Below are 13,350 nucleotides of genomic sequence, written 5' to 3'. Positions count from 1 at the left end.
CGGAGTCTGAACATGGCTGAACTCAATATCGTCGCGCTGGTATCGATCGGCGCGCACCCCACCTCCGGCCGCCCGCGGCGCGCCGAACAGGATGCCCGCGCGGTGGAACTGGGCCTGCGCCTGAGCCGTCAGCTGGAAGTGGTGCACGCCGGTGACGTGCGTGCCGAAGCGCTGCGCAGCTACCTGGGCATGGGCCTGAACGAACTGACCGTACTGGAACAACCGGCCGGCAGTGACGCGCTGCCGGTGTTGATCGAACACCTCAACGGCAGCAACGCACACTTGGTGCTGACCGGCAGCCAGGCCGAGACCGGCGAAGGCTCGGGCATGCTGCCGTTTTTGCTGGCCGAGCGTCTGGGCTGGCCGATGGTGGTCGGCCTGGCGGAAGTCGAATCGGTCGAAAATGGTATGGCGCAGGTGCTGCAAGCCTTGCCGCGCGGTCAGCGTCGCCGCCTGAAGGTTCGCCTGCCCTTTGTCGCCAGTGTCGATCAGGCTGCCCCGGCGGCACGTCAGAGCGCCTTTGGTCCGGCGCGCCGCGGCGAGCTAAGCGCCGTAGACGTGCAGGTGGTCGAAGATGAGGTTCTGGCCAGCGGCAGCCTGCAGCCGGCACGCCCACGTCCAAAGCGGCTTAAGGTGATCAAGGCCAAAACCGGCGCCGAGCGGATGAAGGCGGCCACCGCCAAAGCCAGTGGTGGTGGAGGCAAGATACTCAAGGATGTCTCGCCACAGGACGGCGCCGAGGCTATCTTCAAGCTACTGATCGAAGAAGGCGTCCTGCGCTGACGCCCCAAGCCAAGGAGTGAAAACCATGATGCATGCCGACCTGATCGACCAGGAAGACTTCCGCGAACGCTTGGTGTCCCTGGGTTTAAGCATCCCGGCCGGCGCCAGTGCCGAGCAGGCCTGCCAGTTGGCTGTCAACGGCCTGACCGCCGAGCGCAGCGCCGCGCTGCGGCGCATGGTCGAGGAGCTGCTCGGTGGTAGCGCCACCCTGCTGCCGGCCGTACGCGAAGCCATCAGCCTGCACCTGCTGCCAGCTCTGGCACCCAAGCCGATCTGAACCAAGGGCTGATAACGAAAAGGATGCGCTGCAAAGCACCTGAAACACTCTGACAAAGCCCAATCTAACGCCCCGACTGGTTCGGGGCGTTGTCGTTTTTGAAGTCTGGAAATGAAAACGCGGGATTTATCCCGGCAAGTCGATCAACCGACGCCCCACATTGATTCCACAGGTTGCAGGCGTTGGTACCAGGACCATTTCCGCTCACGACCCGTCGGCCGCTAGAGGCATTGCCTTGGTGCTTGCATGCAGACTGCTGACTTTCACGCGAGCAAGGTAACGCTCTAGTAGCAGACCGTGATGCTTATATCCGCACGCTGGCGAAGGTGGACTCTCCCTGAGCCCGGTTCAACGCCAGCACGGCACTGGAGTTGACCTGCTGTTCCGGCAGCGGCACCAGCGCCACGACACCGGCTGCAGTCTGACCGGCGCGCTCATCACGCGGCGGAATGCCAAAATACTCGCGGTAGCACTTGGAAAAATGCGGCGTGGAGACGAAGCCGCACACTGAGGCCACCTCGATAATCGACATGCTGGTCTGCTTGAGCAGTTGCCGTGCCCGAATCAGGCGCAGCTTGAGGTAGTAGCGCGATGGCGAGCAGTGCAGGTACTTCTGGAACAGACGCTCGAGCTGACGACGGGAAATGTCGACAAAGCAGGCCAGTTCGTCCAGATCGATCGGCTCCTCCAGGTTGGCCTCCATCAGCGCGACTATTTCCTGCAACTTGGGCTGGTTGCTGCCCAGCATGTGCTTGAGCGGCACGCGCTGATGATCCTGCTCGTTGCGAATACGCTCGTAGATAAACATCTCGGAGATGCCGGCGGCCAACTCGCGGCCATGCTGCTGGCTGATCAGGTGCAGCATCATGTCCATCGGAGCAGTACCGCCGGAGCTGGTATGACGGTTACGGTCGATGGAGAACAATCGCGTGGTAATGGCGGCTCGCGGGAAAGCCTCCTGCATCGAGGCCAGACACTCCCAATGCACGCTGCAGTCGTAGCCATCAAGCAGACCGGCCTTGGCCAGTGCCCAACTGCCGGTACACACCGCGCCTAGCTGGCGCCCCTGACGGGCTTGCATCTGCAACCAACTGACATGCTCACGGCGCACGCTGTGCTGGATGTCTATACCGCCGCAGACAATCACTGCATCCAGTGGCGGAGCGTTGTGCAAGGCCGCATCCGGAGTGATCTGCAAGCCGTCACTGGCGCTGACTGGCGCACCATCGTGGGTCAGCGTGTGCCAACGGTACAGCTCCTGACCCGACAACTGGTTGGCCATGCGCAGAGGCTCCACCGCCGAGGCCAGGGAGATCAGGGTGAAATTGTCCAGCAGGAGAAAACCAATGGACTGGACGGAGCGGTTCTGGGAATGCCCCCCTTGATTGAACTGCGACATGGCTCAAACCTCACGCTTAGCACGGTCTAGCCCAACGGCCGGGCTCCGCAGCACCAAAGGATGCTCCATGGCGCATAGGAAGGTCCGGAGAAGGGCCTCTATATTTATTCTGGCCAGGCGCACGTGGAGCGCCGGTTGCATTGTCATAATCTAGGCAAAGGTCATGCCTAATTTGATTAACCGTTCAACAAAGATTGCAAATCGCAATTTGTACGCTCCAGACAGGTAAGTTCTGCAGCACGGCCAGGGGCCATTTACCAAAAGCCGACTGAGCATTTCGGTAGCACTGCACCAGGGCGGTGCTACGGCATTCACAGCCCCTGTAACCTTGTCACATAGGTTATCTGTGGTGCACCGATAGGCGTCATTTCGCAACGCACCTGCTCAGGTCGAATACATGGATAGTCGCAGTGCAAATTTGCCGGACGCAGCGCAGGACATGATGTTTTTTTCACCTCCACTTCAGCACCTGATACCGACCTGAACTTATCCATTAACGCCATCGCGCTCTGTTTTGCCGGCCAGGTCTCTTTTCAGCATGCGAAGGTCGCTCTCCCCCTATACGTCCCATCTATCGCCTGTTATGAAATAGCGCGCCGCGCATAGGCACCCTAATTTCAGCAAACCGGCACAGGCCTGACTTCATGAACAGATTTCTCCGCTGGCTGCTTGCAATGTCCCTTGTCTCATCTACCGCAGTGCAGGCCAGTGAGGCTGAGCAATGCGAACTGGTGCGCCTGAGCGACGTCGGCTGGACCGACATCACCATGACCACCGCCGTAGCCCGCCTGGTACTGAGCGAAATCGGCTACCGTACACAGGTCCGCCGACTGTCACTGCCCGACACCTACCGTCAGCTATCCGAGGGCCAACTGGATGTATTCCTGGGTAACTGGATGCCTGCCCAGAGCGACTTGCTGGAACCACACCGCAAGAGCGGCCGTATCGAGGTGCTCAACACCAACCTGCCGACCGTTCGCTACACCCTGGCCGTGCTCAATCCGGGCTATGAGGCCGGTCTGAAGAGCTTCGCCGACATCCACCGCTTCAAAAACGAGTTGGGCGGACAGATCTTCGGCATCGAGCCCGGCAACGAAGGCAACGAGATGATCAAAAACATGATCCGCGACAATGTCTTCGGCCTTAGCGGCTTTAGCCTGGTGGAGTCCAACGAAAGCGGCATGCTCAACCATGTCGAGCGCGCTCAGCGACTGGGCAAATGGGCGGTATTCCTGGGTTGGGAGCCGCATCCCATGAACGATCGCCTGAAGATGAACTACCTGGACGGCGGCGACGACTATTTCGGCCCCAACTACGGAGCCGCCCAGGTCAATACCGTGGCCCGCGGCAACTTCAGCCAGCAATGCCCCAACCTGGCGCGACTGTTCCGCAATATGACCTTCACCATCGCCGCCGAGAACCAACTGATGAATAGCGTTCTGGAAGGCAATACCAACCGCCGCCGCGTAGCCAAGAAGTGGATCGAGAACAACCCGCAGATGGTCGCCGACTGGCTCAGGGGCGTGACCCGCTACTCGGGGGAGCCGATCGAAAACATCTTCGGCATTGCCATCCGCCAAGAGTGACAAAAAGAGAGTGCATAATTAAAAACAGGGCATAGAAAAGCGCCAAGCGTCGTCGTAAGCCCTGTACGAAAAGTCATCGAGCGTCCCTTGCAAGCCCGACAACGGATCGCGGCGCACAGGCTGCCTTTTGCCTACTACTTTGGCCCCTCTTCTTTCTCACGGCATACGCCGCATCCTCAGATGCAATCCAAGCCCTGGCGGTCTCAGACTTGGCCAAGCGGCAAACAAGTCTGTTAAGGTTTTTTCAGGCGCGCTTCCGACAGATCATCTCGCAAGCCATGGCGGGACACAGGCGCAACCACATCAATCCGCGTTTCAGGAGCCTGAAAAGAACGAGGAACGAGTAATGCGCATGGCAGAACAGGTCATGTCGTCACCCAACACGTCAGGGTCGCAAATCGACAATTGCGCCAACCTCAAGACTATATCGTTGAAGCCAATAACGTCGCTGCCGCCTGCCCCAGGGCACGGCAGACCGGGGCCCTCCGCCCCGGACCGAAGAACATACAAGCGCCTGCCCCGCATCGACCGGGTGCAGGCCCAACAAGAAATTTCGGATGTACGCATGTGCCAGGACGGCACATGAGCCTCCAAGGGAATGGGCTTCGAAACACTGCCAGAGGGTTTGGAAAGCGTTTTGCAACACGGCAATGCAATGGTTGTCCACGCACTTCATGCACCGACACTGCAGGCGAGTCTCGCCTCCAGCCACGCGCTCTGCATCTGGTCTGGCGCCCTGCTCCTGTCTGCGGCAACACGCCAATCAACCCAAATACAACACACACCCACACAGATACCAGGGGAGCTACATGGCTGATCAGCGCTACTCAAAACGCACCCGGCCCTAGCAAAGCAAACTGGATATCGATTGAAGGGGAAATGTCCCATGCAGTCTGGAAAGATCGTGGTCGAAAACCTCTATAAGGTTTTCGGCAATAACCCACAAGAAGCCATCGAGTTGCTCAAGGAAGGCTGGAGCAAGGAGCGGATCCTGGCCGAAAGAGGTGCAGTAATCGGCGTCAGCGACGTATCGTTCAGCGTCGAAGAAGGCGAAATCTTTGTCCTTATGGGCCTGTCGGGCTCTGGCAAATCAACCCTGATCCGGCTGATCAACCGCCTCGTCGAACCCAGCTCCGGCAACGTCTATATCGATGGGCAGAATGTGGCCAAGCTGCCACAGTCGCAACTGATCGAGCTGCGGCGGCGCGATATGAGCATGGTTTTCCAGTCCTTTGCCCTGATGCCCTCGCGCAGCGTGCTGGAGAACGCCGCGTTCGGCCTGGAAGTGGCCGGTGTCGGTCGCAAGGAGCGCGACAAACGCGCCATGGAAGTACTGGAACAGGTAGGTCTGGCGGCCTTCGCACACAAATATCCAAACGAACTCTCCGGCGGCATGCAGCAGCGTGTCGGCCTGGCCCGCGCACTGGCGGTGAATCCTTCGATGATCATCATGGACGAGGCCTTCTCCGCTCTCGATCCACTCAAACGGCGTGAAATGCAGGACGTGCTGCTGGAACTGCAGAAAACCCATCGCCGCACCATCATCTTCGTCTCTCACGACATCGAAGAGGCCATGCGTATCGGCACCCGCATCGGCATCATGGAAGGCGGCCGACTGATCCAGGTCGGTACCCCGCAGGAGCTGATCGAGAAACCGGCCAACGACTACGTGCGCAACTTCTTCGATACCGTAGACACCAGCCGCTATCTCACCGCCGGGCAGCTCAAGGCTGACAGTGTGCCCACCTATGTCTACAACGGCAACGCGCCGGATGCGACCCGCATGTGCAGGGAGCTGCAGGCGATGGACAAGCACTACGCCTTCATCGTCGACGAGGAAAACCGCTTCCAGGGCTCCATCAGCCTGGAAAAGATCGCTCTGATGGTCGACGGCGACCAACCCCGGCCACTGGAAACCGATGCGCTCAAACGGGTGGAACCGGTACCGGAAGACATGCCACTGGAGCACGTCATCACACGTCTGGTAGACAACGAAGGGCCGATCCCGGTAGTGGACGCAGAGGGCCGTTACTGTGGTGCCATCAGCAAGGGTCGCCTGCTGACCCGCCTGCAGGGAGAATCCCATGAGTGACAAGAAACTGGACCTGGGCAGCTGGGTCAACGACGTAGTGCAGCATCTGCTGGACAACTACAGTGGCGCCTTCGACAGCATCGGCAAGCTGGTCAGCGGATTCTCCGAGAGCATCGAGACCCTGTTGATGCTACCCCCGGCCTGGCTGCTGATCGCCATCTTCGTCGGTCTGGGCCTGTGGCGCATCGGCGTACGCTTTGCCACCTTTACTGCTGTGGCGTTCATTCTGATCGTGATGACCGGTTTCTGGGAACAGACCGTCGTCACCCTCGGCCTGACCTTCTCTTCCACACTGATCAGCCTGCTGCTGGGTATTCCACTGGGTATCTGGGCCGCCAAGAGCGAGCGCGTAGCTACCCTTATCCGTCCGGTTCTGGACTTCATGCAGACCATGCCGGCGTTCGTCTATCTGATCCCGGCAGCCATGCTCTTCGGTCTCGGCCGCGTGCCCGGAATCATTGCCACTGTGATCTTCGCCATGCCACCGGCCGTACGCCTGACCAGCCTTGGCATCCGCCAGGTCAACAAGGAAATCGTCGAAGCCGGTCAGTCCTTCGGCTGCACCAGCGGCCAGCTACTGTTCAAGGTACAGCTGCCCAATGCCATGCCGTCGATCATGGCCGGGGTCAACCAGACCATCATGATGGCCCTGTCGATGGTGATCATCGCCTCGATGGTCGGCGCCGGCGGCCTGGGCAACGATGTGCTGGCGAGCATCCAACGCCTGGATATCGGGCTAGGCTTTGAAAGTGGCATGGCCGTGGTGCTGCTGGCGATCATTCTTGACCGCATCACCGAGAGCTTCGGCACGCCGAAAACCGCTCGTCGTGGCGTGTTCGCCTGGTTCAGCGGCAAACTGCAACGTCAGTAGAGACTTTCACACAACGGGGAACAGCAGATGAAAACCTTCAAGATCACCGCTGTCATCGGCCTGCTCACCTGCGCTCTGGCGCAGGGCGCACTGGCCGCTGAGCCAGCGAGCTGCAAGCAGGTGCGTTTCGCTGAAATCGGCTGGGCGGACATCGCCGCTACAACCGGCGTGGCCATGACCCTGGCAGAGGGCCTGGGCTACCAGCCACGCAAGATCATGGCCTCCGTACCGATCGCCTTCACCGGAGTGAAGAACGGCCAGATCGATGCATTCCTCGGCTACTGGGCGCCGTCGATGGACTCGGTGATCGAGCCCTTCCTCAAGGACAACGGCGTGAAGGTGCTGGAAAAGGCCAACCTCGAAGGCGCCAAGTACACCTTGGCGGTGCCCTCCTATACAGCAGAAGCCGGTCTGAAGAGTTTTCAGGACATCGCCAAGTTCAAGGATCAGCTTGGCGGCAAAATCTACGGCATCGAGCCGGGTAACGACGGCAATCTGCTGATCGAAGGCATGATCAAGAACAACCAGTTCGACCTCGGTGATTTCCGCATGGTCGAATCCAGCGAGGCCGGCATGCTGGTGCAGGTGGCACGCGCCATCAAGAAGCAGGAGCCGGTGGTATTCCTCGCCTGGGCGCCTCATCCGATGAACACCCAGCACGACATTACCTACCTGGCCGGTGGCGATGACGTGTTCGGCCCCGACTACGGCGCCGCCAGTGTACACACCGTGGTAAAGCCGGACTATGAAAGCCGCTGCCCCAACATGGGCCGACTGCTGAATAACCTGCAATTCACGGTCGGACAGGAAAGCGAGCTGATGGAAAAGGTTCTGGAGAAGGAAAACCCGCAGAACGTCGCCAAGGAGTGGATCAAGGCCAACCCGACGATCCTCGACAAATGGCTGGCCGGTGTCACCACTTTCGACGGTCAGGACGGCGTATCTGCCGTGAAGAAACACGTGGGGCTGTAACAGGCCGCTACCCGATTCGCGCTCGAACCTCAGGGTTCCGGCGCGAAAACCTCCTCCTCGATCACTAGCGGCTGTTTCATGGCCGTGACGGGGAGGCTTTGCCCGCGAACCGGAAACCTGCAGCGCAACACGGTTTCGCAAGGCCCGCAATGAGAACGAGCCAGTCAATGATTCTGCAACTGCCACTCAACTGACGGAGCAATCCCACATGCGCGTATTCAAGCATCTCTGCCTCGGCGCCGCCGCCCTGGCCATCGGCATGGGCAGCGCCCTGGCCGACGACAAACCCACCCTGAAGATCGGTTATGTGAACGGCTGGGACGACAGCGTAGCCGTCACCCATGTCGCCGGGGAAATTCTCGAAAGCAAACTCGGCTACAAGGTCGAGCTCAAGCCTGTCGAACCCGCCATCATGTGGCAGGGCGTGGCCCGTGGTGACCTCGACGCAACGCTTTCCGCCTGGCTGCCGGCCACCCACGGCGAGTACTTCGACAAGCTCAAGGACAAGGTGGAGGTGCTCGGCACCAACTACGCCGGCGCCAAGATCGGCCTGATCGTGCCCGATTATGTCGAAGCCAAGACCATCGAAGACCTGGAAAAATACGCCAAGGACTTCGACGGCAAGATCACCGGTATCGATGCCGGTGCCGGCGTGATGCGTCGCACCGAGGACGCGATCAAGGAATACAACCTGGCCAGCATCAAACTGATGCCCAGCTCCGGCCCGGCCATGGCCACCGCACTGACTCGCGCGGAAAAGGCGCAAAAGCCCATCGTGGTCACTGGCTGGATTCCGCACTGGATGTTTGCCAAATGGAAACTGCGCTTCCTTGAGGATCCGAAAAAGGTCTACGGCGACGACGAGCGCATCGACACCGTGGCCAACCCAGGTCTGAAAACCAAGGCTGCCGATGCGGCTGCCTTCCTTTCCAAGCTGTCCTGGAGCGGCGAGGAAGTCGGTGCGGTGATGTTGGCCATTCGCGAAGGCACCAAACCGGAACAGGCCGCCCGGGACTGGATCGCCGCCAATCCGCAGCGCGTCGAGCAATGGCTGAAGTAATTCTCTGACGCCCTGATTTGCGAAGCGGGCCAAAGGCCCGCTTCGTCGTTACTGACAGTCCTTGTCAGCCCCAAACATGACCGCACCCGAACACTGTCGGCTATCGACCGACAGCAGCCTTACTCCACACCGGGATGCAGCGTTTGATTGATCGAGCATTCCGAATGCGCCTAGACTGCAGCCACCTGATCTACCGGAGACCCCGATGCCCAAGGTCGGCATGCAGCCCATTCGCCGTTCGCAACTGATCGCCGCTACCCTGGAAGCGATCGATCAGGTCGGCATGGCCGACGCCAGCATCGCCTACATCGCCCGTCTGGCCGGTGTTTCCAACGGCATCATCAGTCACTACTTCAGGGACAAGAACGGCCTGCTCGAAGCCACCATGCGCCATTTGATGCAGGCCCTGAACACTGCCGTGAGCGAGCGCCGCCGCGCCCTCAGCGAAGACGATCCCCGCGCCCACCTGCGGGCCATGATCGACGGCAACTTCGACGACAGCCAGGTCAGCGGCCCGGCCATGAAAACCTGGCTCGCCTTCTGGGCCGCCAGCATGCATCACCAGTCACTGCACCGGCTGCAACGCATCAATGACCGACGGCTCTACTCCAACCTCTGCGGCCAGTTTCGCCGGGTGCTGGCAGACACCGAGGCCCGCCAGGCGGCCCGCGGCCTCGCGGCGCTGATCGACGGCCTATGGCTGCGCGGCGCCCTGACAGGTGAGGCCTTCGATACCGGGCACGCCCGGCAGATCGCCTACGACTACCTAGAGCTGCAACTGGCCAAGGCCAGCTGAGCCTATTCCCAGCTCATATCCTGACAGCGACGGGCCTGCGCCGTGTCGCTTTTGGTGTTGCCCGGTCGCTTTTATTGATTGATCGTTCAATAAAAATAAAATAGGCTGTTATTTAACCAATCCAAGCGTCAGAGGAAAGCTCATGCCCCGTTTTGACGAACAGCAGCTCTACATCGGCGGTCGCTACGTGGCCGCTACCAGCGGCGAGACGTTCGAAAGCATCAACCCGGCCAACGGGGAAGTGCTGGCTCGGGTACAGCGCGCCAGCCAGGCGGACGTCGACCTTGCCGTGGCCAGCGCGGCTGAGGGGCAGAAAGTATGGGCGGCGATGACAGCCATGCAGCGCTCGCGCATTCTGCGCCGCGCCGTGGATATCCTGCGCGAGCGCAATGACGAACTGGCCGAGCTGGAAACCCTCGACACCGGCAAGCCGCTTTCCGAAACCCGCTTCGTCGACATCGTCACCGGTGCCGATGTGCTGGAGTACTACGCTGGCCTGATCCCCGCCATCGAAGGTGAGCAGATCCCGTTGCGCGACTCCTCCTTCGTCTATACCCGCCGCGAGCCACTGGGTGTGGTCGCCGGTATCGGCGCCTGGAACTATCCAATCCAGATTGCCCTGTGGAAATCCGCACCGGCCCTGGCCGCCGGTAACGCGATGATCTTCAAGCCGAGCGAAGTCACTTCGCTTACCGCACTGAAACTGGCCGAGATCTACACCGAAGCGGGACTGCCCGACGGCGTGTTCAACGTGCTCACCGGCAGCGGCCGCGAGGTCGGCCAGTGGCTCACCGAACATCCGGGCATTGAGAAGATTTCTTTTACCGGGGGTACCGTCACCGGCAAGAAGGTGATGGCCAGCGCCTCCAGCTCGACACTCAAGGAAGTGACCATGGAGCTGGGCGGCAAGTCGCCGCTGATCATCTTCGAGGATGCCGACCTCGACCGCGCCGCCGACATCGCGGTGATGGCCAACTTCTACAGCTCCGGCCAGGTATGCACCAACGGCACCCGCGTGTTCGTCCCACGCATGCTGCAGGCGCGCTTCGAGGCCAAGGTACTGGAACGGGTCAAACGCATCCGCCTCGGCGATCCTCTGAACGATGCCACCAACTTCGGCCCGCTGGTCAGCTACGCCCATATGGAAAGCGTGCTCGCCTACATCGACAAGGGCCGCAGCGAAGGCGCGCGCCTGCTGGTCGGCGGCAATCGCGTCACCGACGGTGACTACGCCAGGGGCGCCTACGTGGCACCGACCGTGTTCACCGACTGCCGGGACGACATGACCATCGTCCGCGAGGAAATCTTCGGCCCGGTGATGAGCATCCTCATCTACGACGACGAAGACGAAGTGATCCGCCGCGCCAACGACACCGATTACGGCCTGGCTGCCGGCGTGGTGACCCGCGATCTGAACCGCGCGCACCGGGTGATTCACAAGCTGGAGGCCGGTATCTGCTGGATCAATACCTGGGGCGAGTCGCCGGCCGAGATGCCGGTGGGTGGCTACAAGCAGTCCGGCGTCGGCCGCGAGAACGGCCTGGTTACCCTCGGCCACTACACCCGGATCAAGTCGGTGCAGGTGGAGCTGGGCGACTACAGCTCGGTTTTCTGAGCACTCCGACCCAGCCGCTGCCGTCGCCCGGACAGACCCGGGCCCCATTCGCGCTGCCCGGGTTACCCGGGCAACAGGAGGAGCCATGTCTCAAGAATACGACTACATCATCATCGGTGCCGGTTCGGCCGGTAACGTGCTGGCCACCCGCCTGACCGAGGACGAAGACGTAAGCGTCCTGCTGCTGGAAGCAGGCGGCCCCGACTACCGCTTCGATTTCCGCACCCAGATGCCAGCTGCCCTGGCCTACCCGCTGCAAGGCCGGCGCTACAATTGGGCCTATGAGACGGATCCGGAGCCGTACATGAACAACCGCCGTATGGAGTGCGGCCGTGGCAAGGGCCTCGGTGGTTCGTCGCTGATCAACGGCATGTGCTACATCCGTGGCAACGCCATGGATTTCGACAACTGGGCGAGCAAACCCGGCCTGAAAGACTGGAGCTACCTGGACTGCCTACCGTATTTCCGCAAGGCCGAAAGCCGCGACATCGGCCCCAATGACTACCATGGCGGTAATGGCCCGGTCAGCGTGACCACTCCCAAGACGGGCAACAACCCGCTGTTCCATGCCATGGTGGAAGCCGGGGTACAAGCCGGCTACCCGCGCACCGACGATCTCAATGGCTACCAGCAGGAAGGCTTCGGCCCGATGGATCGCACGGTAACGCCACAAGGACGCCGCTCCAGTACCGCGCGCGGCTACCTCGATCAGGCTCGCGGCCGGCCCAACCTGACCATCGTCACCCATGCCACCACCGATCGCATCCTGTTCGATGGCAAGCGCGCCATCGGAGTGAGCTATCTGCTCGGCAACGCCAATACGCAGAACATTGCCCGCGCCCGCCGCGAGGTGCTGCTATGCGCCGGTGCCATCGCCTCGCCGCAGATCCTGCAGCGCTCGGGCGTCGGCCCGAGCGAGCTGCTGCGCGAGTTCGACATCCCGCTGGTGCACTCCCTGCCCGGAGTTGGCCAGAACCTGCAGGATCACCTGGAAATGTACCTTCAGTACGCCTGCAAGAAACCGGTGTCGCTGTATCCTGCACTGCAGTGGTGGAACCAGCCGAAGATCGGCGCCAACTGGCTGTTCTTCGGCAAGGGCATCGGCGCCAGCAACCAGTTCGAGGCTGGCGGCTTTATCCGCACCCGTGAAGAATTCGCCTGGCCCAATATCCAGTTCCACTTCCTGCCGGTGGCAATCAACTACAACGGTAGCAATGCGGTGAAGGAACACGGCTTCCAGGCTCATGTCGGCTCCATGCGCTCGCCGAGTCGCGGCCGCATCCGGCTCAAGTCACGCGACCCACGCCAGCACCCGAGCATCCTGTTCAACTACATGAGCCACGAGCAGGACTGGCAGGAATTCCGCGATGCCATCCGCATCACCCGCGAGATCATGGCGCAGCCGGCGCTTGATCCCTATCGTGGTCGCGAGATCAGTCCTGGCGCCCACCTGCAGACGGATGCCGAGCTGGACGCCTTCGTCCGCCAGCATGCGGAAACCGCCTTCCACCCGTCCTGCTCGTGCAAGATGGGCGAGGACGACATGGCGGTGGTCGACGGCCAAGGCCGCGTGCATGGTCTGCAAGGACTTCGGGTCGTGGACGCGTCGATCATGCCGGAGATCATCACCGGCAATCTCAACGCCACCACCATCATGATCGCCGAGAAGATCGCCGACCGCATTCGCGACCGCCAGCCACTGCCGCGCAGCAATGCGTCTTACTTCGTCGCCGGCGAGCGCCCGGTACGAGGCCAACCGCAACGCCCGGCAGCGACCTCCTGAGTCTGATGGATTCGCTTCCGCCATGTTGCGGGAGCGAATTTATTCGCGGCAAATCCGTCGAAGGCAGGCAGTCCCGGCGATAATGTCCGTGGATAAGTCACTGCCGCCGACCGGAA

The 13,350-nt window shown here is 61.1% G+C and carries 11 protein-coding genes; 10 read left to right on the top strand and 1 reads right to left on the bottom strand.

Features of this window, described 5'->3' with window-relative positions; all coding sequences use genetic code 11:
• Nucleotides 1-12: 12 nt before the first annotated feature.
• Together NCCP436_RS01920 and NCCP436_RS01915 are read left to right on the top strand one after the other, a co-directional pair.
• Complete coding sequence (locus tag NCCP436_RS01920) at nucleotides 13-783, top strand: electron transfer flavoprotein subunit beta (RefSeq protein WP_220802100.1); 771 nt, start codon at nucleotides 13-15, stop codon at nucleotides 781-783.
• A 25-nt stretch (nucleotides 784-808) separates the two neighbouring features.
• Nucleotides 809-1,060 (top strand): hypothetical protein, encoded by a 252-nt coding sequence (locus NCCP436_RS01915; RefSeq protein WP_220802099.1) that lies wholly within the window; start codon nucleotides 809-811, stop codon nucleotides 1,058-1,060.
• A gap of 304 nt (nucleotides 1,061-1,364) precedes the next feature.
• Here the strand turns inward: NCCP436_RS01915 and NCCP436_RS01910 are convergent, their stop codons facing one another.
• Nucleotides 1,365-2,459 (bottom strand): GlxA family transcriptional regulator, encoded by a 1,095-nt coding sequence (locus NCCP436_RS01910; protein WP_220802098.1) that lies wholly within the window; start codon nucleotides 2,457-2,459, stop codon nucleotides 1,365-1,367.
• Nucleotides 2,460-3,103: 644 nt separating this feature from the next.
• Between NCCP436_RS01910 and NCCP436_RS01905 the strand changes: the two genes are divergently transcribed.
• From NCCP436_RS01905 to betA, 8 genes are all read left to right on the top strand, one after another.
• Nucleotides 3,104-4,045 (top strand): ABC transporter substrate-binding protein, encoded by a 942-nt coding sequence (locus tag NCCP436_RS01905; protein WP_220802097.1) that lies wholly within the window; start codon nucleotides 3,104-3,106, stop codon nucleotides 4,043-4,045.
• Nucleotides 4,046-4,931: 886 nt separating this feature from the next.
• Nucleotides 4,932-6,137: a glycine betaine/L-proline ABC transporter ATP-binding protein gene (locus NCCP436_RS01900; protein WP_220802096.1), complete on the top strand. Its 1,206-nt coding sequence runs from the start codon at nucleotides 4,932-4,934 to the stop codon at nucleotides 6,135-6,137.
• The gene (locus NCCP436_RS01895; RefSeq protein ID WP_220802095.1) at nucleotides 6,130-7,008 is read left to right on the top strand and encodes a proline/glycine betaine ABC transporter permease; all 879 of its coding nucleotides are present in this window, start codon (nucleotides 6,130-6,132) and stop codon (nucleotides 7,006-7,008) included. The genes NCCP436_RS01900 and NCCP436_RS01895 overlap by 8 nt, the downstream gene beginning before the upstream one ends.
• Before the next feature lie 27 nt (nucleotides 7,009-7,035).
• The gene (locus tag NCCP436_RS01890) at nucleotides 7,036-7,980 is read left to right on the top strand and encodes a choline ABC transporter substrate-binding protein (RefSeq protein WP_220802094.1); all 945 of its coding nucleotides are present in this window, start codon (nucleotides 7,036-7,038) and stop codon (nucleotides 7,978-7,980) included.
• Between the two features lie 208 nt (nucleotides 7,981-8,188).
• Nucleotides 8,189-9,040, top strand: coding sequence for a glycine betaine ABC transporter substrate-binding protein (locus NCCP436_RS01885; RefSeq protein WP_220802093.1), 852 nt, complete (start codon nucleotides 8,189-8,191; stop codon nucleotides 9,038-9,040).
• Nucleotides 9,041-9,245: 205 nt separating this feature from the next.
• Nucleotides 9,246-9,836: a transcriptional regulator BetI gene (gene betI, locus NCCP436_RS01880; protein WP_220802092.1), complete on the top strand. Its 591-nt coding sequence runs from the start codon at nucleotides 9,246-9,248 to the stop codon at nucleotides 9,834-9,836.
• Nucleotides 9,837-9,978: 142 nt separating this feature from the next.
• Nucleotides 9,979-11,451: a betaine-aldehyde dehydrogenase gene (betB, locus tag NCCP436_RS01875; RefSeq protein ID WP_220802091.1), complete on the top strand. Its 1,473-nt coding sequence runs from the start codon at nucleotides 9,979-9,981 to the stop codon at nucleotides 11,449-11,451.
• Between the two features lie 85 nt (nucleotides 11,452-11,536).
• Nucleotides 11,537-13,234, top strand: coding sequence for a choline dehydrogenase (betA, locus tag NCCP436_RS01870; protein WP_220802090.1), 1,698 nt, complete (start codon nucleotides 11,537-11,539; stop codon nucleotides 13,232-13,234).
• The last annotated feature ends 116 nt before the right edge of the window (nucleotides 13,235-13,350 follow it).

The organism is Pseudomonas sp. NCCP-436 (assembly GCF_019656335.1).
GTDB lineage: Bacteria > Pseudomonadota > Gammaproteobacteria > Pseudomonadales > Pseudomonadaceae > Aquipseudomonas.
This window is presented reverse-complemented; position numbering and strand designations above follow the sequence as displayed.

Excerpts from the sequence above, each read along its gene's own strand:
- NCCP436_RS01920 (WP_220802100.1), top strand. The coding sequence starts at position 13 with ATGGCTGAACTCAATATCGTCGCGCTGGTATCGATCGGCGCGCACCCC.
- NCCP436_RS01915 (WP_220802099.1), top strand. The coding sequence starts at position 809 with ATGATGCATGCCGACCTGATCGACCAGGAAGACTTCCGCGAACGCTTG.
- NCCP436_RS01910 (WP_220802098.1), bottom strand. The coding sequence starts at position 2,459 with ATGTCGCAGTTCAATCAAGGGGGGCATTCCCAGAACCGCTCCGTCCAG.
- NCCP436_RS01905 (WP_220802097.1), top strand. The coding sequence starts at position 3,104 with ATGAACAGATTTCTCCGCTGGCTGCTTGCAATGTCCCTTGTCTCATCT.
- NCCP436_RS01900 (WP_220802096.1), top strand. The coding sequence starts at position 4,932 with ATGCAGTCTGGAAAGATCGTGGTCGAAAACCTCTATAAGGTTTTCGGC.
- NCCP436_RS01895 (WP_220802095.1), top strand. The coding sequence starts at position 6,130 with ATGAGTGACAAGAAACTGGACCTGGGCAGCTGGGTCAACGACGTAGTG.
- NCCP436_RS01890 (WP_220802094.1), top strand. The coding sequence starts at position 7,036 with ATGAAAACCTTCAAGATCACCGCTGTCATCGGCCTGCTCACCTGCGCT.
- NCCP436_RS01885 (WP_220802093.1), top strand. The coding sequence starts at position 8,189 with ATGCGCGTATTCAAGCATCTCTGCCTCGGCGCCGCCGCCCTGGCCATC.
- betI (WP_220802092.1), top strand. The coding sequence starts at position 9,246 with ATGCCCAAGGTCGGCATGCAGCCCATTCGCCGTTCGCAACTGATCGCC.
- betB (WP_220802091.1), top strand. The coding sequence starts at position 9,979 with ATGCCCCGTTTTGACGAACAGCAGCTCTACATCGGCGGTCGCTACGTG.
- betA (WP_220802090.1), top strand. The coding sequence starts at position 11,537 with ATGTCTCAAGAATACGACTACATCATCATCGGTGCCGGTTCGGCCGGT.